21 protein-coding genes are annotated in these 25,280 nt (G+C 43.9%); 19 read left to right on the top strand and 2 right to left on the bottom strand.

Features of this window, described 5'->3' with window-relative positions; all coding sequences use genetic code 11:
* The first annotated feature begins 357 nt into the window (after positions 1–357).
* Together REC12_RS26055 and REC12_RS26060 are read left to right on the top strand one after the other, a co-directional pair.
* Entirely contained in the window at positions 358–1,473 is a 1,116-nt protein-coding gene (locus REC12_RS26055; RefSeq protein ID WP_308899295.1) for an alanine racemase, read from the top strand.
* A gap of 474 nt (positions 1,474–1,947) precedes the next feature.
* On the top strand, positions 1,948–4,329 hold the full coding sequence (locus REC12_RS26060) for a transglycosylase domain-containing protein (protein WP_308899298.1): 2,382 nt from the start codon (positions 1,948–1,950) through the stop codon (positions 4,327–4,329).
* A 790-nt stretch (positions 4,330–5,119) separates the two neighbouring features.
* On the opposite strand, the gene REC12_RS26065 is transcribed toward REC12_RS26060, so the two are convergent.
* On the bottom strand, positions 5,120–6,286 hold the full coding sequence (locus REC12_RS26065) for a glycoside hydrolase family 18 protein (protein ID WP_308899300.1): 1,167 nt from the start codon (positions 6,284–6,286) through the stop codon (positions 5,120–5,122).
* A 379-nt stretch (positions 6,287–6,665) separates the two neighbouring features.
* Between REC12_RS26065 and REC12_RS26070 the strand changes: the two genes are divergently transcribed.
* The 5 genes from REC12_RS26070 to REC12_RS26090 all read left to right on the top strand — a co-directional run bounded on the left by REC12_RS26070 (position 6,666) and on the right by REC12_RS26090 (position 10,228).
* Positions 6,666–7,178 (top strand): acyl-CoA thioesterase, encoded by a 513-nt coding sequence (locus tag REC12_RS26070; protein ID WP_308899302.1) that lies wholly within the window; start codon positions 6,666–6,668, stop codon positions 7,176–7,178.
* A gap of 73 nt (positions 7,179–7,251) precedes the next feature.
* Positions 7,252–7,806, top strand: a complete 555-nt coding sequence (locus REC12_RS26075; protein WP_308899306.1) for a hypothetical protein — start codon at positions 7,252–7,254, stop codon at positions 7,804–7,806.
* A gap of 361 nt (positions 7,807–8,167) precedes the next feature.
* Complete coding sequence (locus REC12_RS26080; RefSeq protein WP_308899308.1) at positions 8,168–8,518, top strand: hypothetical protein; 351 nt, start codon at positions 8,168–8,170, stop codon at positions 8,516–8,518.
* A 500-nt stretch (positions 8,519–9,018) separates the two neighbouring features.
* Complete coding sequence (locus tag REC12_RS26085) at positions 9,019–9,570, top strand: hypothetical protein (protein WP_308899309.1); 552 nt, start codon at positions 9,019–9,021, stop codon at positions 9,568–9,570.
* 439 nt (positions 9,571–10,009) lie between these two features.
* Positions 10,010–10,228, top strand: coding sequence for an aspartyl-phosphate phosphatase Spo0E family protein (locus REC12_RS26090; protein WP_308899311.1), 219 nt, complete (start codon positions 10,010–10,012; stop codon positions 10,226–10,228).
* 103 nt (positions 10,229–10,331) lie between these two features.
* Here REC12_RS26090 and REC12_RS26095 read toward each other — a convergent pair whose 3' ends face one another.
* Positions 10,332–10,727 carry a response regulator gene (locus tag REC12_RS26095; protein ID WP_308899315.1) on the bottom strand — a complete coding sequence of 132 codons (396 nt, stop codon included), beginning with the start codon at positions 10,725–10,727 and terminating at the stop codon, positions 10,332–10,334.
* A gap of 426 nt (positions 10,728–11,153) precedes the next feature.
* Between REC12_RS26095 and REC12_RS26100 the strand changes: the two genes are divergently transcribed.
* The 12 genes from REC12_RS26100 to REC12_RS26155 all read left to right on the top strand — a co-directional run bounded on the left by REC12_RS26100 (position 11,154) and on the right by REC12_RS26155 (position 25,217).
* Positions 11,154–12,311, top strand: a complete 1,158-nt coding sequence (locus REC12_RS26100; protein ID WP_308899317.1) for a PucR family transcriptional regulator — start codon at positions 11,154–11,156, stop codon at positions 12,309–12,311.
* 314 nt (positions 12,312–12,625) lie between these two features.
* Positions 12,626–13,966, top strand: coding sequence for an aminotransferase class III-fold pyridoxal phosphate-dependent enzyme (locus tag REC12_RS26105; RefSeq protein WP_308899319.1), 1,341 nt, complete (start codon positions 12,626–12,628; stop codon positions 13,964–13,966).
* Between the two features lie 8 nt (positions 13,967–13,974).
* Positions 13,975–15,099, top strand: coding sequence for an iron-containing alcohol dehydrogenase family protein (locus tag REC12_RS26110; protein WP_308899321.1), 1,125 nt, complete (start codon positions 13,975–13,977; stop codon positions 15,097–15,099).
* Between the two features lie 22 nt (positions 15,100–15,121).
* Positions 15,122–16,438, top strand: a complete 1,317-nt coding sequence (locus REC12_RS26115; protein ID WP_308899323.1) for a M20/M25/M40 family metallo-hydrolase — start codon at positions 15,122–15,124, stop codon at positions 16,436–16,438.
* Between the two features lie 63 nt (positions 16,439–16,501).
* On the top strand, positions 16,502–17,890 hold the full coding sequence (locus tag REC12_RS26120) for a M20/M25/M40 family metallo-hydrolase (protein WP_308899325.1): 1,389 nt from the start codon (positions 16,502–16,504) through the stop codon (positions 17,888–17,890).
* Between the two features lie 68 nt (positions 17,891–17,958).
* Positions 17,959–19,323 (top strand): dihydropyrimidinase, encoded by a 1,365-nt coding sequence (gene hydA / locus REC12_RS26125; RefSeq protein WP_308899327.1) that lies wholly within the window; start codon positions 17,959–17,961, stop codon positions 19,321–19,323.
* Between the two features lie 42 nt (positions 19,324–19,365).
* Positions 19,366–20,877, top strand: coding sequence for an NAD-dependent dihydropyrimidine dehydrogenase subunit PreA (gene preA, locus REC12_RS26130; protein WP_308899328.1), 1,512 nt, complete (start codon positions 19,366–19,368; stop codon positions 20,875–20,877).
* A 177-nt stretch (positions 20,878–21,054) separates the two neighbouring features.
* Positions 21,055–21,825: an ABC transporter ATP-binding protein gene (locus REC12_RS26135; protein WP_308899329.1), complete on the top strand. Its 771-nt coding sequence runs from the start codon at positions 21,055–21,057 to the stop codon at positions 21,823–21,825.
* A gap of 2 nt (positions 21,826–21,827) precedes the next feature.
* The gene (locus REC12_RS26140) at positions 21,828–22,628 is read left to right on the top strand and encodes an ABC transporter permease (protein ID WP_308899332.1); all 801 of its coding nucleotides are present in this window, start codon (positions 21,828–21,830) and stop codon (positions 22,626–22,628) included.
* The gene (locus REC12_RS26145; RefSeq protein WP_308899335.1) at positions 22,625–23,392 is read left to right on the top strand and encodes an ABC transporter permease; all 768 of its coding nucleotides are present in this window, start codon (positions 22,625–22,627) and stop codon (positions 23,390–23,392) included. The genes REC12_RS26140 and REC12_RS26145 overlap by 4 nt, the downstream gene beginning before the upstream one ends.
* A 23-nt stretch (positions 23,393–23,415) precedes the next feature.
* Positions 23,416–24,477 (top strand): ABC transporter substrate-binding protein, encoded by a 1,062-nt coding sequence (locus REC12_RS26150; protein WP_308899337.1) that lies wholly within the window; start codon positions 23,416–23,418, stop codon positions 24,475–24,477.
* Between the two features lie 347 nt (positions 24,478–24,824).
* On the top strand, positions 24,825–25,217 hold the full coding sequence (locus REC12_RS26155) for a nucleoside/nucleotide kinase family protein (RefSeq protein WP_308899339.1): 393 nt from the start codon (positions 24,825–24,827) through the stop codon (positions 25,215–25,217).
* Positions 25,218–25,280: the final 63 nt, after the last annotated feature.

Consider the following 25,280-nt stretch of genomic DNA (forward strand, 5'->3'; position numbering starts at 1 on the left):
ATTAATTCTAAAATATTCTTACTAGTTTGATTTTTATCATTATACCACTTGGAGATAACAAATTTCAATGGCTATTTTTTACTTTGAGGAGGTTTTAAGGAGCAATATCTGCCCTAGGCGTTAATTGTTCGGGTCATTTGAATTTTCCCACTTTACACATAACTAAGAGCTTTGTCTCGGAGTCTTGGCATGAGGTGCTGAGTGAACCTGAATAGCAGAATTTTGTTTTTAAAGAAGACAGAAAGGGATTATATTAGTAACAAGAGTAATTCCAGCTGGAGTGAGTAAAGCTTTGCAAACTTCGTCCGTTAAGCTCAAGCAATTACCTTTGTATTTTAAAACTGGGAGGAGCCTCGCATGAAAAAGAGAGAACTTCAAACACCGGCAATTTTGGTTGATCTTGATATTCTGGACTATAATATTAAAAGAGTTCAGTCATTGTGTAATAGCCATGGCAAACAACTCTGGCCGATGGTTAAAACGCACAAAAGTACGGAAATAGTAAAACTGCAGGAAGACGCGGGTTCAACCGGGTTTCTTTGCGGCACGCTTGACGAATGTGAAGGTATTTGCAAGCTGGGTGTAAAAACTATTATGTATGCCTACCCGGTTGCGAACCAGGCTAACCTTCAGAGGGTCGTTGAGTTGGCGCAAAAGTGTCACTTTATTGCCCGGATTGACAGTTATCCTGGCGCTCAAATGCTCAACCACGCGGCTGAGGCGGCAGGCGTCAAAGTGAATTATACAATTATAATTGATTGCGGTTTGCATCGCTTCGGAATTGCACCGGATCAGGCGGAAGTCTTTGCGGATTCTCTTAAGGAATTTAATGCTTTGCTATTCAAAGGTATTTCCACGCACCCTGGCCATGTTTATTCCGCGGCAAAGCCCGAAGATATCCCATATTATGTTGATCAAGAAAGAACCTCACTAAAAAAAGCCGCAGATGCTCTCAGGGCTGCAGGCTATAGCCCGGAATTGATAACCAGCGGTTCCACACCGACTTTTTTCGGTGCTGTTTCTGCTGAAACTATCAATGTATTCCATCCCGGCAATTATGTATTTAATGACTGTATCCAGATGTCAACTAATACTGCCGGAGAATCCGAGTGCGCGCTTAGCGTTCTCACCACAGTTATTTCCCATCCTTCGGAAAACTTGTTTATTTGCGATGCCGGTGCCAAATGTCTGGGGCTTGATCAGGGTGCCCATGGCAATACGGCTTTAAAGGGATTTGGCTTTGTCAAGGGACATCCTGAGCTTACGGTTTGCAGCCTTTCCGAAGAAGTTTCCAAGTTTCAGGCCGAGGGTTCCACAACCTTGAAAGTGGGTGATATGGTAGAAATAATTCCCAATCATGCCTGTTCAACTGCAAACCTCACTAGTTATTTGATTGGCTGCAGAGGGGATAGCGCAGAAAAGCTTATTAAAGTTGATATGCGGGGGAATGCCACGATGAAAAACTTTGTTTAGATGAGCTTTTAACTGCGATTTATGCTCGGTTGAATTCAGAGCAGGAATTAGCTTGGAATTGATCCTGAAATTTTTACAGTCGGGCAACTTTCCATTCTTCTAATTTAATCCATTAGCCTGTAGATATAGCGAGCGGTGCAACTCGTTTTTAAAAAACAAGTGATGATTGCCGGAGTATTTTTAATGTACTCCGGCAATCATCATTTTTTAGGTTTAAAATCTCACACCCTGTCGAGATAGTGGAATTAAATGAATACCTTGGAGCAGTTGATTGAAATAGAGCAATTTCACTATTAGGGGCGCAAAATCTTACATTATTCTGATGGAAATATATAACATATTGCGCCAAATAATGTTAGCCGCGAGTGATATAGTTATGCCTAGAAGAGCATAAATCCGGAAGTAAAACCATTTAAGCATTTACGGCAGGAAGAATACCGCAGAGAGGGTTTGTGAATGATTAGAGGAAACGAAATGAGCGATCGAGTAAAACGAATTATCAAATTATTCCTGGCAGCACTGTTGTCCATCCTGGTATTGTTGGTCTGTATCCTTGGCGGGGGGTATTTAATGTACAAATCGACAATAAATTCCGCCAAGGAAGAGGCCTTGGCTAAAGAAAACAGCATTAACGATACTACTTTCAAAAGGGCGGGAAATACCATAGTTTTGGATAAAGACGATGAGCAAATAGCTAAGCTGGGGCTTAGCACCTATAAATATTTAGACCTGTCCCAGGTGTCCAATTACATTTCCCAAGGATACATTGCTGTTGAAGACAAGAACTTTTTCTCCGAAGGCGGTATCGATTACAAAGAAACAATAAAAGCGGCCGTCTTATATATAAAAAACAGAGGCAAGGTAACGGTAGGCGGCTCAACGATTACTCAGCAAGTTGCCAAAAATGTCTTGTTGACGCAGGATAGAACGGTTTCCCGTAAATTTACCGAAATATTATTGGCTTTGGATTTAGCCAAAAGATATACGAAGACGCAAATCCTCGAATTTTATGTTAACAACTGCTATTACGGCGAAGGGTGCTATGGAGTAGAGAGTGCCGCCCAATACTTTTTTTCCAAGCCGGCTGCAAAATTAAGCTTGGCGGAAGCTGCAACTCTCTGTGGCATCTCCAACAATCCTTCGTTGTTTAATCCGGTTGCAAATCCGGAAAAGGCAGCGCAAAGACGAAATATTGTGCTTGCCGCCATGTTGGAGCAACATAAAATAACCCAAGCTCAGTATGATGAGGCTAAAAATACGCCCTTAAAGCTTACAATCCAAAAGCCTGTTGCGACACCAGAAAATTATCTGACAAGTTATGCCATAGATTGTACTGTAAGAGCATTAATGGAACAAGACGGCTTTAAATTTCAATATGCTTTTAAGAGCGAAGAGGAAAGAAAGGCTTACGAAGATAACTATAAAGAAACTTATTTTCAATACGATAAACGCGTGCGCAGTGGCGGTTATACGATTCACACTTCTCTTGACGTTGCTAAACAAGCTTTACTGCAGTCAGCTCTTGATAATGGCTTAAGTGATTTCGGGGATATAGATCCCTCAAACAATAAATATTGCATGCAAGGTGCCGCCGTGTCTATCGATAACAGAACAGGTTACGTTGTAGCCATTGTAGGCGGCAGGGGTGATAATGATGTTTATAACCGCGCTTTCCTGAGCTTCAGGCAACCGGGATCGTCCATTAAGCCTTTATTGGATTATGCTCCTGCTTTTGAATTGGGCTATCACCCAATGTCTCAGATCAATGACCAATACATTCCTAACGGACCCAGAAATGAAGAAAATCAATATTACGGGCCGGTATCGCTTCGCTTCGCAACGGAAATGTCCCTTAATACTGTGGCTTACCAGGTGTTAAGCAAAATAAAACCTCAAACAGGGCTGACCTATTTGGAAGAAATGAAATACGCGGGGATACATCCGGAGGACAACAACCCAATTGCCAGTATTGGAGGATTTACAGAAGGAGTATCTCCTGTCGAGCAAGCCGGCGGGTATTATACTTTGGCTAATGGCGGGAACTATATACAGCCAAGTTGTGTCACGAGTGTTGATTTTTTGGGTGAAAAAACAATTTATATGAACAATCGCCAGGGAAAGCAAGTATACTCACCTGAATCCGCCTATATGATGACAGACATTTTAAAAGGAGTTATCAGCAGCGATTATGGCACGGGGCATAATTTGAAAATTGATGGTCAAATAATAGCGGGAAAAACAGGAACTACGGAAAATAGCAAAGATGGGTGGTTTTGCGGTTATTCGGCCTACTATACAACCGTAGTTTGGTGTGGCTATGATATGCCTACGGAAGTCGGCAATCTTTTCGGTTCCAGTTATCCCGGACATATTTGGCAGGACTATATGGAAAAAGTACATGAGGGGCTGCCGGAATCGGATTTTCCCCAACCGGCAGGCATTGTTTTTGCGAATATTGATTGGCAGGGCAACCCTACCTACTTTGACACCGGAAATCAAGACATGTTTGCCAAGGCTTACTTAGATAAAGCTGCTTACATTGACCAAGAGGTTGATGACTATTTGGCTTCAGGGAATTCCGCCAGTTTAACTCCCAACCCGCCTTATACTGCCGGATCTTTCGAAAAACAGGTTCTTCAGTCAGGAGCTAAGGAGACAAAGGCTGAACAAGATGCCGAAGCAGCTATTGAGGTTTTAGAATCGCTATCCGCAAAAAGCCCGTCGGAAACGCTTGATTCAGCCTTTTTAGATGCTCAGAATAAGGCATCTGAAGTATTTGACGAAGATAAACGCTCTTCGTATTTGAAGCGAATAACCACCGCCCAAAAAGCATTAGGGATAAGTGGTTCTTTTTAGCGGCACACAAGCAATGAACGCGGGGAACATGGCTTCATTTCAGGTTACAGATTTAGTCCGGACGGAAATACTCGGGCTAAATCTGTAATTAATATTATTGATTGCTAGAATAGTGAGCGTCTATAGACATAAGACTGCTACTATGTTAAACTTTTAACAAGGAAGAAGAAGTGAGGGGGGAGTGTTCAAACAAAGCAAAACGTCGCAAAGTAAGCGATCTTGTGAATGTTAGAATAAACACTATTTAGTTAGTTAATTTAAGGATTGCAGTGCTAAATAACAATAATTTTTTATTTGGTTAGAAAAGATAGATTAATGCAGGAAAGGGGTGTTCTTATGTTAGCGTGGATTTCAATGATAATATTATGTATGTTTCTGGGGGCATGTGCTGTAGTTATTGCCGCTTCATGTTATAGGCTTTTAAAGATTGTTTTCCGGTTCCCGGCCAAACCTGACTTCATATTAAGACGCGATTTGAACCCCAGCCACTAGTAAACCTTAGTCTGACAAGGCCGACCTGCTTTGAGCATGTCGGCCTTACTATGTCTATAGAATTTTTTAATCAAGGGATTGTGCTAAAACTTGTTTATGCTGTTTTCACATTCCCGCTTTTGACTCTATAGTCAGCAATGGGAAAGCGTCCTCAGTTCACTTTGACAGTGAAAGGAGGACGCTTTTTGAGCGTTGCAACCATTTTGAATTTTAGGGACTGAGTTTTCACACAGACAGTTTTCAGGACAGCCCTTTGGGGCAGAATTTCGCAGACATTTTACAGTCCGGAAATGTTAATTTACCATTTACGTACTGTAAAATTTTCCTCAATCAAGAGCCAATTTTGTGGAAACTCATGCCCCAACACCCAGTAATAAAAACCTCGAATTCCCAGTTCCTTTACCAGATTAAATTTTGCTTGGATGCTGCGGGCATCTTCAAACCAGACCTCATGCTGCCGGCCTTGAACATCGGTGTATCTGAACCAAGGGGCTTGCGCCGTTTTATTGTAATGAATGCTGACTTCATATTGGATTGCTCTTTGCAGGGCTTGCTGGGGACTAATGGAGCGTGCCCATTTGCCAGGCTCATGGGGGAGAGTCCAGTCGTAGCCATATAGAGGTATCCCCATCATGATTTTGTCTTTGGGTATAACCGAAACCGCGTACTCCATAACCTGACGCACGAGATTGAGAGGAGAGACGGCCATCGGCTCGCCTCCGGACCACCCCCATTCATAGGTCATGATAAACATAAAATCCACAATTTGTCCGATAGCGGGGTAATCGTGACCTTCGTACAAAACCCCCTTTTGATCTCCGCTTATTTTAGGAGCCACTGCCGCCGAAAGAAAATAACCGTGTGGTTTTAGTTTGGCAGCCGCTCTCTGCAAAAAACGCAGGTAGCCTTCTCTATTCTCTTTGCCCAAGTACTCAAAATCAAAATCTAGTCCGGCATAGCCTTTTGCTTCCATTACCCGAAGGGCTTGCTCCAGAATTTGTTCCTGCAAAAGTTCATTATTAAAAATCGAGCCGGCCAAATCTTTGCTGAACTGTCCTCCGGAATAATTTGTGAGCACTAATAAGGGGGCGATCCGATTACGCCTGGCCGCCATTAAGGGGAGCTGGTCCTTTACGGGGGTAAGACTTCCGTTGGGATTCACGGCATAACTAAAGATTCCCAGGTAGGTCAGATAAGGACCTGCCCGGTCAACCGCCCGATCGGAGAGATTTCCGGTTATTCTGGGGTCTAAGTAAGCACTGACATCAATCCTTGGTTTAGTGTTTTCCTGTGCGGAAAAGGCTTGCTGTGGCTTTTGGCTTGAAGGGATAACCAAAGTTTGGCCGACAACTAAACGATCCTCGTCCGGTACCTGATTGGCCGAAACAATATCATTCAGCGAAACCCCGTATATTCGGGCGATTTTCCATAAGCTTTCACCGGTCTTGACTATATGAATCTTCATCTTGATTCTCCTCTGCCTTAAAATACATTAATTTGCTTTAATGTATGTATCAGAGGGTTATTCGCTAAAGGGAATATTTGGCTTTAGAGGCTGCTGCAGAGTATTTCTTCAATTGGCAAGACACAGCATATAATAAGAAAATTTTATGGATAGCATCATGTCCGCCTGACTGGGGGCCATCTTCAGTGGATCGAAAGGGGGTAGATCAGGCAAGACTTAATCGGGCGGGAAGGTTATGAGCAGAATTTGCGGAAGAGTCTTGGAGATATTCCTAATTTACTTGTAAAGATCTATTATTTGCTTGTAGTCTGGGTTAAAATATTGGGTAAAGCAATTTTCTCAGAGGAAGAAAAAAGTACGTTTAAGCAGGGGGGCTATTATGGCAGGCAAATCAGTTGATCATTCGCAGGTAATCATGTCAAATGTCATGTTGCCGCAGCATGCCAATCCGGCGGGCAATGTTCATGGCGGTGAAATTATGAAATTGATGGATAGTGCTGCCGGTGTAGTAGCTCGAAGGCATGCCCGAACAAATGTTGTTACGGCCCGAGTGGACAGGCTTGAATTTCATCACCCCATTCATGTTGGGGACGTTGTAACTTGTTATGGCAAGTTAACTTTTGTAGGCAGAAGCTCGATGGAGATTTCTGTAACTGTTACGGTTGAAGATGTGACAAAAGACGAGCCGGCTAAAACGGCTTTGACATCGTATTTCACCTTTGTTGCTATAGATGAGAAAGGCAAGTCTCAGCCGGTACCATCGCTGGAGCTTGCCAATGAAGAAGAACGCCGTTTATTTCAAGAAGGCCGGCAGCGTTATCTGGCTTATAAACAACTTAGTAAAAAAGAAAGCGAACATATTAGCGAACATGTTAATGTGAGTAAATTCTGAGGTGAATCGGATGAAGTATTTTAAACTTTTCGTGCCTATAATTGTTGTTTTTCTGCTTATGGGATGCAGCAAAGTGAATTCTAAAAGCGCTGCTGCGCCCAGTACTCAAACTAAGGCATCCCCAGTATCCCAGTCACAGACAACGGCACCGCCAAGTCAGACAGCGGCAATTGATCCGTCGCAATCGACTGCCGTTGCTTTCCAATGGCTGGGATTGGACAAAGACCAATTAAGCCCCAATGAATTAAAGCCAGACGGCAAACAGGACGGACATTTCCATATAACTATACCTTTTAGTCAGCCGTCAGCGGTAAAATCTATATGGATTCGATATTCCGAGTTTGGCAAATCCCTTAAATGGGGATGGATATACAACATCAATCTTCCCCAAGCCGGCTACAAGATGGCTGTTTTTGATTCCCAGGGCAAACTTATACCGCCGCAGGCTGACAATGGGTACAGTGTCAATGGTCTGACAGATTTTGATTTATATCTCTCCGAGTTAAATGGTGAAAATGGTCAAGATACTTTTAAGTTCGAAAAGGGCCAAACATTTAATCTTGAAATTGACTATGTTACTCAAGATAATCAAGAAAAAGAATTTGACAGCTCAGTGCAAACAACTTAGCGCAACTAAATACCGTGTTCCCTTGTTCAATAGGATGTGTGCAACAGGCTCAGCAGTAATCAAAATCTGCCGGGCCTGTTTTTACTAGTGAGTAAAGTAGGGTAAACGTTTTGCCGCCCCGGCGCTTTGTCAATCTGTTGCAGAGACTTAATAATTTAAAATGTCTGTTTTTGGGATTGATATTTACAAAGAATGCCCTTATAATAGAACAAAGGTTCTGTTTAAAACCAAATACATGTACTGAAACCAGCTAAGATGAAAGAAGGCTGAATATGGCCCCCAAAGCATTATCTGAGTGATCCTAAAGATTATCGCAAGTCTCTGATCGTGTATTGTGAAATTTATGCATGGAGGTATGACAGTGCCAAAAATAACAGTTATTTGCTATCTTTTTTCGTTATTGTGTTATGGGCTGGGGTCTTGGAAAATGTCAGCTCTCAAGAATTTAAATTGGGCTATGACTGATTATACGGTTTATGTATCTTTAGCAACCGTTTATTTTGTTTTGACAATCTTCCTGCTTGTTCTTGGATCGTTTTTCTTCCTCGCCAGGATTCTTAAAGAGAGAGAGGTTGCCGTAGCTGACTGTATTTCCCCTAAGGCTGAAGCGGCCAGAAGAGTGGATAAGTCAAGGTGGAGGAGTGCTTCAGGGGTAAAGGTTCAGTTACCGTCCAATTATGATGTTAAGCTGGAAAGGAGGCTGTCATCCTAAGCGGTCCAGCGCAGCTAGTAGAACACGGCTTGAGAATTTCCCTTTCCCTTTGTCAAGAAGCGGAATATAAACCCTTTTGTTATTCCGACACTCGGATTATTAACGAGTGTAGGATATTTTTTAGGGATATGTGGTGCATAGTTCAATTAGCTATTAATATAATTGCTTGGTTAAATAGTGGTTCTCTATAGACGCAGAGATGCAGCGATGCTACGATTTAAACAGAAGGAAAGGTTAAAAGAAAGCAGGGGTGATAAACAGCAAACAATATTTGAAAATAAGGGGCATTGGACACTGAATAAGTGTCTTTTTTATTTATAGCTTGAAGGAACTTAGCAATTCATGGAGAACTCTTAAATCAGGAAAGGCACTCTGGTTTGATCTATTAGTTTAGAAGCGGATTCTCAAAAATAATGATTGCAAAGTCCAAGCTTCCTTAGCCGGCAATACAGGGCGTCAGCAAGGTGTTAAAGTGAGAGTTTATTAGAGGGGTGAGTGGCATGAACATAACTAATAGTTATTCTGTTTTATTGAACCCTTACAATCAAAACGTCGGTCAAGCCTTAAGTACTCAAGTGCTTGCCACGTCAAACACAACGCCTTCGGCGCCGTCTGCTGCCACGGCTGCCCAGGCAACGGACAGTGTAAGTATCAGCCGGCAGGCACAAGAGGCCTATCAGGCTTTGCAAGAGAGTATGGTAAACAGCTTGTCACCTGATGATTCCAATAATGATGATGCGTTGGAAAGCATTCTCGCCGGTTCCATGCAAGTGTCAACGCAACCTTTTTTACAAATCATTGCGGATAAAGCAAATTCTGCCATGACCGGAAGCGTAGCGGGTGTTTCCGGCGCGGCAAGTCCTACAGGTGCTCTCAGCACTGATTGGGGAAGTGCTCTGGACAGCCTGGTATCAAGCGGCGCAATTACTCAAGGACAGGAAACCTCAATAGAAACGGCCTTAAACGAAGAAGCCCAAGCGAAAATTAAGGCAGAGAGCCCGACTAGTCCCCCCACGGCGAGCTCCAATTATATAAATAGTTTGCTTGTTTAAAACAGAGAGATATCAGGGCCGCCTGTCGAATTTCAGGCGGCCCTTGCCAGCTCTGCTCAGGAAAAATTAGCCGCCTATAATGTCTGTCCTATGGCTGATCTGCCAATACCTTCGCGGAACTCGAATATCGAATAACCATCAAGCAACAGTTTGGAGAAAACTATAAGAAATCCACACCGGCAGCTTTATAAATTGCATGAAGCTACCGGTGTGGATTAACTATTGAATTACGTCAGTATAAGTTTTAGTCATAGCTGAATCCGTTTTAGAGCAGAGATAACAATACTCATTTTAAGTTTCTAAAAGTATTGCTATCTATAATAAAGTATTGTTTTCAATAATATTGAAAAAACTTTACCCTTTTGTCCGATTGATTTCAGGACAATTTTGGGCTAATATATCTAAGTGTGAAATTTGCCATGAAACGAGGTTTTTCTAAGTGAAACCTGGGACTCTTGAACTTCTTGAAAAATTAAGATCACAGATGCATTTAACTGCTGCCGACAAAGATCTTACGGACCCGATGGTACTAAGGGTTAGTGAAGAACTTGATACCATGATTATTGACTTTTATCTCGGGCAAAAAAGGAAAACGAAAGATATTGCTCTTGATAATTTGAGTAAGGTGAAATTATGGGGCTTGAATAATGAGGGATAAATTCTGACAAAAGGCATTACTTTACGACTCTCATCCTTAAAGGTGGGAGTCTTTTTAGCAACAGATGTGAACGTTATCAACTTAAACGCTTCGGTACTTAATTCTAGGTTTTAAGGAGAATATTAGAGCCAACGTTATTTAGCAAACGTTGTAAAATGAGACGTAATTCTTCTAAGTCAAAGGGTTTGTAAATATAGTACTGAATACTGCCATTCTGAACAGCCGCCATGACAGCCTTGTCTCGGGTATAGGCACTCATTAAAATTACCAAGGTTCGCGGACATAATTGTTTCAATTTAGATAGAGTTTCCAGGCCATTTAGGCCGGGCATTTTCAAATCTAATAATACGAGTCTGGGTTTTCTTTCTTTCACGAGCTGTAAAGCTGTTTGTCCATCTGGCGCTTCTTTAATGCAGAACCCTTCCTGAGTCAAAAATTCGCGCAAAAGTCGACGTATACCTGCATGATCATCAACTACGAGAAGATAATCATAATTCAAAGAAACCATCTCCTTTGGCAAAATCGGCTCCATTTATTATGGGCATTATTTCTAGTTCGCTAAATTAATTCTAAATCCTCTTACTATTCGGAAAATATATTAGGCTTCTCATGCCCGGATTGTATTAGCACTTTAGGATGCAGACCTGGAGGTGTTGCAAGTTACCGGTTCCCCGCGACGAGGATATTCACATTGTTGGTTGATTTAGCGGGGCAAATGCTAAAATTAGCTAGACAAAATGTCCCTGAGGCAACATATTTTTGTCAAGACATATGAGCTAGCGAGGGCTAAAGATATGCCTTCTCCGGGTTTTCGGGATAGGGTAAGATCTGAAAAGGTGTGCAGACTAGGATAGGGGAATTCAAAGGGTCAAGGATAAGGAATAAGGAATAAGGAATATTATTTTCCTTGGCAAAGGGGTGCGGCATGGCGATCACGTTAAGGTATTTATGCAAATATGCCAGGGAAAACTACGGAATGAATCTTATCTGTGGTGAAAGTAATATGAACAACCTGGTTAGTTGGGTTCATATGCTTGAAGATCCGGAAACAGCAAGTTTTCTTCATGGTCAGGAACTGATTTTCTCGACTGGAATTGGGCATAAGGATACGGCTTGGCTTTATAGTTTTGCTAAGGGACTGGTTGAGCATCAAGCCAGCGGTTTGGTACTCAATATAGGTCCTTATATTCAATCTGTGCCTGAAGATCTCATTGCTTATTGCCGGGAAGTGCAATTTCCGCTTTTCACGGTACCCTGGAAGACGAGAATAGTAGATATTACCAATGATTTCTGCCGCAAAATTATCAAAGCGGAAGAAAATGAAATAACTGTAGCAGGCGCTTTACGTAACGCCATCTTTTTTCCGGAAAGGATTTCCGAGTATCGCCCCCTTTTAGAGCGCAAGGAATTTGATCTGGAGGCCGAATTCTGCCTTATGGCCTTATCTTTTCAAATACCTTCCAGTGAAAAGTTCTTGGAATATGACAAAGCCGTCAGGCTGCATTTGACAAAACTGTTGATTAACTATAGTGACAGGTTTAATATTTTCCGTCAGGATAAAAACTTGATCGTCGTTTTGCAGAGTTTTCCGCAGGACATTGTGGAAGACGCCCTGGACCAGCTGGTTGAAGTATGCAAGTATGGCTATCCGGATTGCCGGATCAGTGCGGGAATCAGCGTTAATGATTCAGGGATACACTCCCTTGCCCGAAATTATAAAAGAGCTATAGCTTTATTGCGTATTGCCGAAAGACAGGGTCAAACCAAGTTATCCTATCGCAACAGCGGCTTGTTTAAACTGCTGATTGAGATAGAGGATACAACAGTCTTAAAACGCTTTTATGAAGAAACTTTAGGGCAAATGGAAGACTATGACAAAAAGAATCAGACAGATTATCTTGTCACTTTGAAATACTATTTAGATTACAACGCCAGTGTTCAAGAGGTTGCTAAAGAAACCTATGTTCATAGAAATACGATTAATTATAAAATAAAAAAGATCAAAGAAATTTTGCAATGCGATTTGGATTATCAAGACGGCTTGAAACTCCTATTGGCGTTCCATATCAAGGAATTATTGTAGAGTAAGGCGGCATATGTGCACGGGCACAAAATATTTTGTGCTGAAATCCGTTGAATAGACTTTAAAAGCTGGTATGATATGAATTAATCAATGATCGCTGAGGGCAAAGGGGCCTGTTCGCAAGAGCAGGTCCCTTTGCCTGTTCCAGACGAAAGCGGTTAACAATGGTCCTTTGGAGGTGTTCACCAGGTACGCAGCCTAAACGATTAATTGCTCTGTGTCTACCTGATGCGCAAGATGGTGTAAGAGGTCACCGGCGCAGAGATGAGTGGGTTAAAGGGATTATTTTATTTAATAATTGGAGTGAAATCAGCATGGAATTTGAACTGACCACAGTTAAAGAAATTAGTGAAACGTCAAGAAAGTACAATTTGCACTCCTGGAGTGCGCAAGGGCAGTTAAAGCCTAAGGTTATGATCGGGGGAGAAGGTGTTTATTTTTGGGATGGGGAAGGAAAGCGCTATTATGATATGTCTTCTCAGCTGGTAAATCTGAATATTGGACATGGCAATAAAAAGGTTATTAAAGCCATACAAGATCAAGCGGAACGTTTAGCTTATTCCTCGCCGTCTTTTGCCATCGATGTCAGGTCCCAGTTAGCCAAAATGGTGGTTGAATTAGCGCCGGATAATATGGGAAAAGTATTCTTTACCCTCGGCGGGGCGGATGCTAATGAAAATGCTCTTAAAATTGCCAAAATGGTTACCGGTCGCTATAAAATCTTTTCCCGATACCGTTCTTATCACGGATCTACTTATGGCGCGGCTAATTTAACCGGGGAACCGAGGCGTTATACCTGCGAGCCGGGCATTCCAGGGTTTATTAAATTCTTTGATCCTTATGTCTATCGTGCTCCTTTGCCTTTTCCCAGCGAAGAAGCGGCTTGCAGCTATTATTTAGGCCAACTGAGAGAGCAGATTATTTATGAAGGACGGGACGCTGTCGCTGCGATTTTTTTAGAAACCATTACTGGCAGCAATGGTGTGATTATCCCGCCGCGGGGATATTTAAAAGGTATTCGTGATCTTTGCAATGAGTTTGGGATATTAATGGTCTGTGATGAAGTAATGACCGGTTGGGGACGAACCGGGGAGTGGTTTGCAGTCAGTAACTTCGCTGTAAAACCGGATATTATAACCTTTGCCAAAGGGATTACCTGTGGTTATGCGCCTTTGGGGGGCGTTCTGGTAAGCAAAGCCATTGCCGCTTATTTTGACGAACACTTTCTTAGCTGTGGTTTGACTTATTCTGCCCATCCTTTAGGCTGCGCTGCAGGTATTGCCACTATTGAATATTACAAAGAAAAAGGACTGATTGGGCAAGCTAAAGAAAGAGGGATTACTTTAGGAAAACTTCTGGAAACCCTCAAAGAGAAACATGATTGTGTCGGTGACGTGCGTTATATCGGGTTATTCTCAGCTATTGAATTGGTTAAAAATAAAGTGACCAAACAACCTTTCGTTGAATATGGCCTGGACCCCGACAAAACGATGAAAAAAGTTATCGGCATGTTAGATGCCAAAGGCTTTTATACCTATTCTCATGAAAATTCTTTGCTGGTGGCACCACCTCTGATAATTACGGATCAGGAATTAGAAGATGCTTTGTCGATTATGGACGATGTACTCAACGACGTTGATAAAATGCTCGACTAGGAGGAGTTATGACAAACAGGTATTATATGCCAACCAAAGTCTTTATGGGTGATGAGTGCATCCTTGAGAACAGTGAGGTATTTAAAGCGCTGGGAAAGAAGGCACTGATCGTGACCGGTGCTCAATCGGCCAAAAGAAATGGTTCGGAAAAGGATGTCAAAAACGCTTTGGATTCCGTAGGTATCCAATATCAGGTCTTTGACAAAGTGATGAGTAATCCGACGATTTCTTGCGTCTATGAAGGTGCCTCCGCGGCCCGGGAAAACGGTGCGGATTTTATAATTGCCATTGGCGGAGGCTCACCGCTGGATGCCGCGAAGGCCATTGCCTTGTTGGCCGCCCAAACTATTGAAGAGGGGAACCTCTTCTCCGGAAATTATCAGGATAAAGTATTGCCCATGGCTTTTGTGCCCACGACGGCCGGAACAGGCTCGGAAGTGACACAGTATTCGATTTTAACCAACGATAAAGCTCAGACTAAAACAAGTATTGCCTCGGATTTAATATTTCCGACGATTGCTTTCTTGGATGCCAGGTATACCGAGTATCTGGGGGTTGCTACCACCATTAATACAGCCATTGACGCTTTGTCTCACGTTGTTGAAGGTATGCTGTCTGTGAAAGCTTCGCTGATTTCCGATGCTTTAGCTGCAGCCGGCATTCAGAGGATTATGGCTTGTGTCCCCATCCTGTTGCAGGCAGTTCGGAGCGGGAGAGAAAGAGTTTTCGATCTCCAGCACAGGCAAGAATTGCTGCAAGCTTCTTTTATGGCCGGAATAGTCATTGCTCAAACCGGGACGACGGCTGTTCACGCTATGGGCTATTCTCTGACTTACTTTCAGGGTATTGACCATGGCCGGGCCAACGGGCTGCTTTTAGGGGAATACCTGAAACTTGTGGAGAAAGTGCGACCGGATTTGGCCGCTAAGATTCTGAATGCGATGAATTTCTCCCAGGCGGAACAGTTTCTGGAGCTTATGAATAAGCTCCTAGGCCCCAAAGAAGACATCAGCAGGAATGATCTTGAGCAATACAGCAAAATGGCCGTCCAAACTAAAAACATTGCTAATTGTGTGGTGAAACCTTCAGAAGATGATATCAGAACAATGTTTATACAGGCCTTTAGACAATGATTAAATACCTGCGGGAGGGAGCATGATGGAAGCTATAGAAATGGCAGTCAACAAATTGGCGGAAGATTTCAAGCCTGCCGTTGTGGATTTTTGTCAAAGACTTATTCGAATCCCCGCTCTTTCTGGGGATGAAAAAGGGGTAGCTGATCTTTATTTAACGGAAATGGAAAAACTGGGTTATGACCGTTGTTTTCGTGACCGTTGGGGGAATGTTATAGGGATCATCGAAGGAACTGAGCCGGGACCGGCTATCATGTACAATGCCCATTTAGATCACGTTGATACCGGTGATTACAGTGAATGGAACGGATACGATCCCTATGGAGCCGCTATTGATTTTGCTGAAATGGAAAACCAGGACAGAGACGGCTTTGAACGTGTTGAAGTTATACATGGCCGGGCAGCGGCAGATGTAAAAGCAGGCGGAGCTTGTCAGATCTACTCGGGAAAAATCCTTCTTGAACTCAGAAAAATAGGGTATCCGCTCAAGGGGCGTTATATTTTCACGGGGGTGGTGCTGGAAGAGCCGGCCGAACAACTGGGAATGATTAAACTGCTTGAAGATACCTTTCCGGCAGAAAAAATCTCTTACGATGGCGTTGTATCTTGTGAAGCGACCTCTTTGAAACTGTACCTGGGGCATCGGGGCAGAGTTGAACTAAAAGTTACGATTTCCGGCCTGACGTCCCATGGAAGCGCACCTTGGCTGGGAATCAATGCGGTCAATAAAGCAACGAAATTTATTGACAAGGTTGAAGAATATATGGGGGCAGCGCGTAAAAGGGATGAACAGCTTGGCAACTCCAGTGTTGCCTTGACGATTATTAACTGTACTCCGGGGGCAATGTGTATTGTTCCGGACAGATGCCAGATCACTTATGATCGCAGGTTTGTGCCCGGTGAAACCTACGACGGGTGTGTGGCGGAAATTCAGACGATTATAGATGAACTGGCAGCGGAAGACCCTGATTTTAAGGCCAGTGTGGAGATCGCCGCGGTCCCTCGAACGACCTATACCGGCCTGACGGTTACCGTTCCTAATGTGAAAGAGGCCTGGAAAATCAGCCCGGAACATCCCTTTACGAAAGCGGCCGCGGCAGGTTTGCGGGCTATAGGGCAACCTGTAAAATACGGATACTGGGATTTTGGTACTGACCTTTCAGTGATTTGCGGCCGGGAAAAAAAGCCGGCAGTCGGTTATTCCCCCATGCAGGAATTCTATTGCCACAGGCCGATTGATAAAGTCAGGATTGACTACATGATTAAGGCCTTAGCGGGAAACGTGGCAATTTTCCGGGAGCTGACGGAGCTTGAGAAAAAAGATTTCGCCTTGTCTTAAAGTTGATTTGAAAAGGTCTCTTAGTTGATTGTTGCCCAATTCTGAGAGCGGAAATGAATTTTCTTGGCTTTCAAATATCAAGCGGGGCGCCGCGAATTTACCGGGAAAGGTTGTGAAGGTCTGATGTTCGGTCTGAATGAAACAATGATTACAGCTATACGGGAAATCACAGAGGAGCTCTACCCGGAGATGGTAGCTTTTGGACAGAAGCTGGTGCAAACCCCCAGTATCAGCGGAAGCGAAAAAATGTTGGCCGATCTGGATTTGGCAGAAATGCGAAAACTGGGTTATGACGACGTGTTTCGCGATTCCCACGGCAATATTGTGGGGCTTGTCAGAGGCACGGAGCCCGGTCCAACGATCATGTATAACTCCCACATGGACCATGTGAGTCCCGGCGATGTCGCCAATTGGCAGGGATACGATCCTTACGGGGGACAAATTGATGTTTGCCGGGTGGATACTCAAGATAAACAACCGGATGAAGCGGAGTGCATCCATGGCCGGGGAGCTTCGGATGTCAAATGCGGCGAAGCCGTACAAATTTATACGGGGGGGCTTTTGCTTAGGCTGCGGGAAAAGGGTTTTCCGATCAAAGGCACGTTTATGTTTGCCGGTGTTGTTCAGGAAGAACCGGCGGAAATGGTCGGCATGCTGCATTTAGTGGATAAAACCTTACCTGAAAAAGGGCTGACTTATGATGCCATGGTGTCTTCGGAAGCAACCTCTTTAAAGATCTACTGCGGCCACAGAGGCCGGGTGGAGATGCTGATTACCGTATACGGCAGAACGTCCCATGGAAGTGCGCCTTGGCTAGGAATCAACGCCATTTATAAAGCTATTCCCTTAATTACGAGAATTAAAGACGAGTTATACCCGTCGCTTCCCACTGATCCAGATTTAGGACAGGCGTCAGTATCTTTGAACATTATTGAGTGCTCGCCCGGAGCCCTATCCATTGTTCCGGATAAATGCCTGCTTTCCCTTGATCGCCGTACCCTGCCCGGGGAGACTGCAGCCTCAGCGATAGCTCAAATCCAGGCGATTATCGATGACCTGGCAGCCCAAGATCCCGAATTTAAAGCCGATGTTGTCGTTAAGAGTGCAGTCGAGACATCTTATACCGGCGTAACCTATGAAGTGGCCAAGGATATGAGCCCTTGGAAAATCAGCAAAGAGCATGGCTTTGTGAAAGCGGCGGCGGAAGCTCTGGAAGCGGTAGGGCAGACGGTTAATTACGGGTATTGGGATTTTGGGACGGACGCCAGCAAAACCTGCGGGATCGACAGGAAACCTACTATCGGGTATTCTCCCATGCAAGAGCAATATGCCCATACCCCTTATGACAAGTGCCGGAATGACTTCATGAAAACAGCTTTAGTGGGCAATACGGCGATTTATCTTAACACATCGCTGCAAGGACCGGAGGCATTTGCCAAAGTCGAGTGGTAAGCCGGATGGCTGAGTGTGGAGCTCCGAGCCGCAATGTTGCCAGTTTTTTAGTAAGGAGGGTATAGGGAATGGACTTAATTATTAAAAATGGTACAATCATTTCTCCCACGGAGACGTATCAAGCGGATATCGCTGTAGCGAAAGGCAAAATAGCGGCTATTGGCCGGGATTTTCCGGAGGAAAGAGCGACTGTGGTCGATGCGCGGGATAAACTGGTTTTGCCGGGAGCCCTTGATGTGCATACCCATTTGGCGATGCCTTTTGGCGGCACCGTTTCGGCGGATGGCTATATGTCGGGAACGAGAGCTGCTGCTTGTGGCGGGGTGACGACGGTTTTTGATTATCCGGTGCAGAGAAAAGGGATGTCCATACTCGGTTTAATTGAAGAGAAGAAAAGCATCTGTGAAGCTGAGGCTTGTGTCGACTATGCCTTTCATTGCTGTATCACAGATTTGAACGACGGCGGAATATTAACAGAGATGGAACAGGCCGTGCAAGAAGGCATCACCAGCTTTAAATGCTTCTTTGTTTACAAAAAGGAAGGAATGATGGTGGATGACGCCACCTTTGCCAGGTTGCTTCTGCGGGCCAAAGATGTTGGTGCCGTCATCAATATTCATGCTGAAAACCCGGATTTAATTGACCTGAATATTGAACAATTTAAAAAAGAAGGAAAAATGTCTCCCTGGTATCATTATTTGAGCCGTCCTGAATATGTCGAAGCAGAGGGGGACAAGCGCGCCATCCACTGGGCTAAAAATTTTCAATCTCCGCTCTATATTGTGCATATGGCGGATAAAGAAGGTCTGGAAGCGGCGATTGATGCCAAAAGAGAGGGGCATGAAATCTATGTGGAAACCTGCCCTCAATATCTGGAATTTACCAGCGAAGTTTACAAGCGGGAGGATGGCCGCAACTTTGTCTGTTCTCCTCCCATGAAAGGTCAGGAAAGCCAGGAGGCTTTATGGAAGGCCATCAAGAGCGGCGGAATTGACACAATTGCCACAGATCATTGTCCGTTTCAAAGTTATGAAAAGGATTGGGGAAAGGATGATTTCACTAAAATCCCCAATGGCTGTGCCGGGATAGAAACTATGTATCCCTATATGCTGGCGGCAGCCAATGAAGGCAAACTTTCTTTTAATAAAGTGGTAGAGTTATGTTCGGCTAATCCAGCCAGAATCTTCGGCTGTACGAAAAAAGGCTCCCTTACTGTCGGGAAGGATGCCGACATTGTCATCTATGATCCGCAAAAAGATTTTAAAATTACAGTGGCTGCTATGCATTCCGACTATGATCATACTATTTGGGAAGGCAAAGAGCTGCACGGTTATCCTGTGATGACATTTTTAAGAGGCCAATTGGTTTACCAAGACGGGAAATTCGTGGGTAAACCAGGCTGGGGCAAGTTTATTAAGCGAGCCGGAAGATGATAACAGGATGGTTAGAGCATTAAAACGTGAGGAGGATGTCGCTTGCAGGCAAAAGCACTCAATGAATTTTCAGCCAAAAATGAATCGGACGGTTGTCTGCTTTGTTACACAGCCTCCTGTACAACAAGTTGTCCTCACGGACTAGATCCGGCTAAAGTCATACGCTCGCTGAGATTTGAAAATATCCGCGGTGCTGAAGAGTTAGTCGGAGAAAGCGTGGTTTGCCAGGATTGTGCGGAAAAAAGCTGTACTAAGGCCTGTATAAAGAGTAAGGTCGATCGTCCGGTCAGAATTCCGGAACTTATGCAATATGTCAGGAGCTGTAGAAAAGAAAAAGGCCTTCTCAAGGCGGCAAGGGTTGACTTAGGAATTAAGTTCTGTGGTGTGCCCTGTGAAAATCCATTTTTTCTATCTTCTTCGGTTGTTGCCAGTAATTACGAAATGGTTGCCAGGGCTTTTCAACTGGGCTGGGCCGGAGCAGCCTTTAAAACCATTGGAACCTTTGTCCCTCAAGAAGTATCTCCAAGGTTTGCTACTATCCGCAAGGAAGGCACCTCATTTATTGGTTTTAAAAATATTGAGCAGATATCCGATCACACTTTAGAAGAAAATCTAACGTATTTACACCGCCTTAAGCAGGAGTTTCCACACAAAGTCTTGATTGCTTCAATATTAGGCCAGAATGAAGACGAATGGACGTTTTTGGCGCGCCGGGTGACAGAAGCGGGGGTTGATATTATTGAATGCAATTTTTCCTGTCCGCATATGACAGGGGAGGGATTAGGTTCGGATGTCGGGCAAAATCCCGAATTGGTTGCTCTTTATACCGAAGCAACGAGAAAGGGAACTCACCTGCCCATATTGGCCAAAATGACACCGAATATAGGAAACATGGAGATTCCTGCCATGGCGGCTATGAAAAACGGCGCGACGGGGATCGCGGCTATTAACACGATTAAGAGCATTATGAATATCCATTTGGATGATTTCAGCTCGGAACCTCAGGTTGACGGCAAATCTTGTGTGGGAGGATATTCCGGTAAAACGGTAAAACCCATTGCCCTGCGCTTTATCCATGATCTGAAAAAGCATCCTGACTTAAAGGATGTACCTATCAGCGGGATGGGAGGGATTGAGACCTGGCGTGATGCTGCTGAGTTTCTCACCTTAGGCTGTACCAATCTCCAGGTCACAACTTCGGTTATGCAGTATGGCTATCGGCTGATTGATGATTTAAAAGACGGGCTTTCGTCCTATCTGGGAGAAAAGGGATTTTCTTCAGTTCGGGAAATGGTGGGAGCGGCCTTGCCGAATTTAGTACCGGCGGATAGGCTAAACCGTCATTCTATTTCCTACCCCAAGTTTGAGCGCAAGCAATGTCTGGGATGCGGCAGATGTTATTTGTCTTGTTTAGACGGCGGGCATCAGGCTTTGGTGATGGATGAGGCAGCCGGTAAACCCATATTAGCACCCCAAAAGTGTGTGGGTTGTCAGTTGTGTATGGTTGTCTGTCCTGTGGGAGCAATTTCTTCCGGTAAACGTGTGGAGGTTTAAGGCTTAAGCGTTAGCCCATTGACAATAGACTGCAACGGCGCAGGGGATAAGATTTTATCGATTTGACGGATAAAATTTTATACCCTTTTTTGATGGCCAGGTTTTGTATACGATTTGAACCCCTAAGGCTTCATTTCACCATAAAAATTGGCGCAAGCCATACAAGGAGGTCTATCTATGAGTGCGCCTGAAATTCAGATTAAAAATGTCGGCATGGTCTATCAGGTCAACAATGGTGAAGACATTGTTGCTTTAACGGATGTCAACTTTGACATCCAAGAGGGAGAATTCATTTCCCTCTTAGGACCTTCCGGCTGCGGGAAAACCACGTTGCTGCGGATTATTGCCGATTTATTACAGCCTACTTCGGGCAGTATATCTATTCGCGGTCAATCCCCCAGAGACATACGAAGGCAGCAAAAATATGGCATTGTCTTTCAAAGCCCGGTTCTCTATGACTGGAGAACTGTGAGAAGAAATATTTGTATGCCGATGGAAATCACGGGGATTCCCAAGAAAGAGCGAACGGCTCGGATTAATAGGATGCTGGAATTGGTGGGACTGCAGGACTTTGGCTATAAATATCCTTTTGAGTTAAGCGGAGGAATGCAGCAGAGAGTAGGGATTGCGAGAGCTTTAGCTTTGAATCCGGAATTTTTATTAATGGACGAACCCTTTTCGGCTTTAGATGAGTTTACACGAGAAAAGTTAAATGAAGATTTATTGAATATCTGGAGCAAAACCAAGAAAACAGTTATTTTTGTAACCCATAATATCCCTGAATCCGTATTCCTCTCGGATCGGGTTGTTGTTCTTTCTCCACATCCCGGCAGAATTTCAGCTGTTGTTGATATTAAATTGCCTCGTCCGCGAGAAAACTCTCTTCGGGAAACTTCGGAGTTTTACGAATATGTGACAACCATCAGAAGGAGCTTTGAGGGGGTGTGAGTATGACGATAAGCAAAAGAGACCAAAGAACGGTGGCTATTGTGTGGGCAATAGGGATCATAGTGGTTTGGGAATTGGCGGCCTATTTTTTAAAAAATGTCATTCATGATCCCATGGCTTCCTCGAAACTGCCCTATCTCCATACCGTTGCCAAAACTTTGATGGAGAATTGGCAAGTGTTGCTGGAAGCAGGCGCTGTGACTCTCTCGAGAGCATCAATAGGCTTTGTTTTGGGCACAAGTGTTGGGATTTTGCTGGCAGTTGTTATGAGCCTGTCGAAGGCTGTGGAAAAAATCGCCTTTCCTTATTTGATTGTTTCCCAGATGATTCCTGTTTTAGGGCTGGCCCCAATCATTTTTAACATTGTCCGGGATATGGATGTATCGCGTATTGTAATTGCCGCCTATATTACTTTTTTCCCGGTTGCCGTTAATATGCTGAGCGGATTAAAAAGCGTGGAACAGGAAAAGAAAGATTTGCTCTTTTCCATAGCTGCCAATAAGTACAAAGTCTATCAAAAGCTCATGTTCCCTTTCTCCATGTCCTATTTATTTACCGGACTCAAAATTGCCGCCCCTATGGCGGTTACAGCTTCTATTTTGGTTGACATGCTGGGCTCAAAAAGCGGCATAGGAGTTAAGATCCTCTATTCCTTGTATTCCAATTCCTCAAATATCTTTTGGGCTTCAGTATTTACCAGCGCTTTCATGGGAATTGTCAGTTTTTACATTGTCGTTTTTGCCGAGCGGCTTTGCCTGCCCTGGCAAAATTCGGCTTCAAGGAAAGAAGGTGTGCGGGCATGAAAAACAAAGCAGCCAATTTGTTATTGCCCGTAGGGTTTGGTATAGCTTTAATCCTGATGTGGCAATTTGGATTTGTCCATAAGTTGTTGGATTTAAAGCCTTATCAATTGCCCGTTCCGACAGAAATTGCTTCTACTTTGGCGGCCAATCTTCCCAAAGCTTTGCAGGATTGTGGAGTTACGATTTCCGGGGCTTTGATCGGAATGTTCATTGGTTCGTTTTTAGGGTTTATGATTGCGGCTTTTGCTACCTTTTTTCCCAAATGGGGATATGGAGGCATGATCGTGGTTACGGCCCTCAATGCGGTGCCGATTGTAGCCCTTTCGCCAATCATGAATTTGTGGTTTTCCACAGGGATGGCAGAAAAAATCGGCGTGGTTACCATAGTCTGCATGGCGGCGATGGCTATCAATGCCTATAGTGGTTTAAATAATTTAAAACCATTTTCTCTAGACTTGATGTATTCGGCAGCTGCCAATAAGTGGACGATATTTCGCAAATTGCGCTTGCCGAATTCTTTACCCCATGTTTTTACAGCCTTTAAGATTAACATTGCCTCCTCGATTATTGCCGCTATCATTAGTGAATATTTCGCTTCCTCGACTTCCGGTTTAGGATTCGGCATCAAAGATCATCTGCGCAAGGCCGAGATGGCCATGGGCTGGTCTTATATTGTGGTAGCGTCTGTGGTAGGCGTGATTCTGTACTGTCTTATTTTATTGGTAGAACGCGATGCCCTAAAATGGCACGCTTCACAAAAATAAACAAACTATCAGGAGGGAAATTTATGAAGAAGGGCAAATTGGCAAGTCTCTTGGCGGTAATCATGATGATCCTGTTGGTGGCAGCAGGCTGCGGTTCCGGAGGTACAAGCACAACCCAGGGGACGGGAACTTCGGACACAGGAAAGGCAAACTCGGGTAAACTCGACAAAGTGACACTCCAGCTCAAATGGTTACCGCAATCTCAGTTCATGGGCTATTATGTGGCTCAGGCCAAAGGGTATTACAAAGATGAAGGAATCGATCTGGAGATTCTCCCTGGCGGCAGTGACATTATTCCGGAACAACAGGTCAATAACGGTGTCGCCGATATCGGCGTCACATGGGTCTCAAGTTTAATGAAGTACCAATCCCAAGGCTGGGGGCTGGTTGAAGTTGGACAGATCTTTCAAAAAAGCGCTATGCTGCTTGTCTCTAAAGCGTCTTCAGGCATCAACAGTCCGGCAGATCTCAAAGGAAAGAAAGTTGGCTCTTGGTTTGGCGGCAATGAATACGAGATTTATGCTCTTTTAGAAGCCAACGGACTTAACAAAGATAAAGATTTAAAACTGGTGCAGCAAGACTATACGATGAATCAGCTGTTAAATAATCAAATCGATGCCGCCTCGGCCATGACATATAATGAATATGGTCTCTTGCTTGAATCGGGGCTTAAAGACAGCGACCTGCATGTAATCAATATGAATGATGCCGGTGTGGCCATGCTGGAAGACTGCCTGTTCGTAAATTCCGATTGGATCTCCAAAAATGAAGATCTCTATGTTCGTTTCTTGAAAGCCTCGATCAAAGGTTGGGCTGACGCTTGCGCCGATCCGGAAGCAGCAGGGAAAATTGTTTATAACGTTGACCAAAGTGTATCCCTCGCCCACCAGGTTTATATGGCTAAGGAAGTAGCCAAGCTCGTTGCTCCCCAGGGGTTTGACCCGGCTAATATCGGCTATATTGACATGAACGCAATCAAACAGACTGCGGATTTAGCCTATAAATATGGGTTGCTTTCCAAGCCTGCGGTGATTTCCGACAATACAATCAACAGCAAGTACTGGAAAGAAGCAACGGGCAAATAATTATATGAGGAATCCCCTCGCCTTGTCTCACGGATAATAACAGTCAAAAAGACCTCCTTCGATAACTGGAAAAGTTATCGCAGGAGGTCTTTTTCAATTCTGCAGGGATTTAGCGGAATAGTCGTCATAACTATTTTTCAGAAAACGTCCCCGCGCTTAGGTTGAGATATATTAAATAAGGTCAATGAATTGTTTTAAGGCGAGGGCTGAGGGATTATATTTGTTTCCCAGCTACAAATTGGTGTACTATAAGTTAAGTACCGCTAAATTTCCATAGATCCCGTCGGTACTTATGCTTTCGCTTAATGCCCGACTGACATTGTATTGAAGGGAACGGAGGAACAAAAATGGATAATGAATCAAAATTAGAGTTTCATCATATCGGTATGCCTGTAAAGGAAGAAAGACCGCATGAGCGATATAGCAGTCTTTATGGCATGTATACGTCCGACGGTTCCAACAAAGACATACATATTCAGTTTCATCGTTATGATGACGATTCTATCCTTGACAAAAGAATAAGGGAAACAGTGCATGTTGCCTTTAAAACAAAAAATATTGAAGATTATCTTAAGGGCAAAGAAGTTATTATGCCTTTATATGAGCCGTTTAAGGGATACAAAGTTGCTATGATTTTACTGGATGGTCTGCCCGTGGAAATAATTGAGACAACCCTGAGTGAAAAAGAGATATGGGAGGATGATCATTCTAACAGCGTGTTGTATCCGAAGGAAAAGTAAGGTTTTTCAGAAGGGAGAAGTTTCCGCGTATCTTATGGGTGCCCCGGATATTTAACTCTTAAG

It is taken from the genome of Candidatus Desulfosporosinus nitrosoreducens (assembly GCF_030954495.1).
GTDB lineage: Bacteria > Bacillota > Desulfitobacteriia > Desulfitobacteriales > Desulfitobacteriaceae > Desulfosporosinus > Desulfosporosinus nitrosoreducens.

What these genes read in the sequence shown, in the direction of transcription:
- REC12_RS26140 (WP_308899332.1), top strand. Translation starts at nt 21,828, where the DNA reads ATGACGATAAGCAAAAGAGACCAAAGAACGGTGGCTATTGTGTGGGCA.
- REC12_RS26110 (WP_308899321.1), top strand. Translation starts at nt 13,975, where the DNA reads ATGACAAACAGGTATTATATGCCAACCAAAGTCTTTATGGGTGATGAG.
- hydA (WP_308899327.1), top strand. Translation starts at nt 17,959, where the DNA reads ATGGACTTAATTATTAAAAATGGTACAATCATTTCTCCCACGGAGACG.
- REC12_RS26135 (WP_308899329.1), top strand. Translation starts at nt 21,055, where the DNA reads ATGAGTGCGCCTGAAATTCAGATTAAAAATGTCGGCATGGTCTATCAG.
- REC12_RS26065 (WP_308899300.1), bottom strand. Translation starts at nt 6,286, where the DNA reads ATGAAGATTCATATAGTCAAGACCGGTGAAAGCTTATGGAAAATCGCC.
- REC12_RS26060 (WP_308899298.1), top strand. Translation starts at nt 1,948, where the DNA reads ATGAGCGATCGAGTAAAACGAATTATCAAATTATTCCTGGCAGCACTG.
- REC12_RS26155 (WP_308899339.1), top strand. Translation starts at nt 24,825, where the DNA reads ATGGATAATGAATCAAAATTAGAGTTTCATCATATCGGTATGCCTGTA.
- REC12_RS26100 (WP_308899317.1), top strand. Translation starts at nt 11,154, where the DNA reads ATGGCGATCACGTTAAGGTATTTATGCAAATATGCCAGGGAAAACTAC.
- REC12_RS26085 (WP_308899309.1), top strand. Translation starts at nt 9,019, where the DNA reads ATGAACATAACTAATAGTTATTCTGTTTTATTGAACCCTTACAATCAA.
- REC12_RS26150 (WP_308899337.1), top strand. Translation starts at nt 23,416, where the DNA reads ATGAAGAAGGGCAAATTGGCAAGTCTCTTGGCGGTAATCATGATGATC.
- REC12_RS26070 (WP_308899302.1), top strand. Translation starts at nt 6,666, where the DNA reads ATGGCAGGCAAATCAGTTGATCATTCGCAGGTAATCATGTCAAATGTC.
- REC12_RS26145 (WP_308899335.1), top strand. Translation starts at nt 22,625, where the DNA reads ATGAAAAACAAAGCAGCCAATTTGTTATTGCCCGTAGGGTTTGGTATA.
- REC12_RS26055 (WP_308899295.1), top strand. Translation starts at nt 358, where the DNA reads ATGAAAAAGAGAGAACTTCAAACACCGGCAATTTTGGTTGATCTTGAT.
- REC12_RS26115 (WP_308899323.1), top strand. Translation starts at nt 15,122, where the DNA reads ATGATGGAAGCTATAGAAATGGCAGTCAACAAATTGGCGGAAGATTTC.
- REC12_RS26105 (WP_308899319.1), top strand. Translation starts at nt 12,626, where the DNA reads ATGGAATTTGAACTGACCACAGTTAAAGAAATTAGTGAAACGTCAAGA.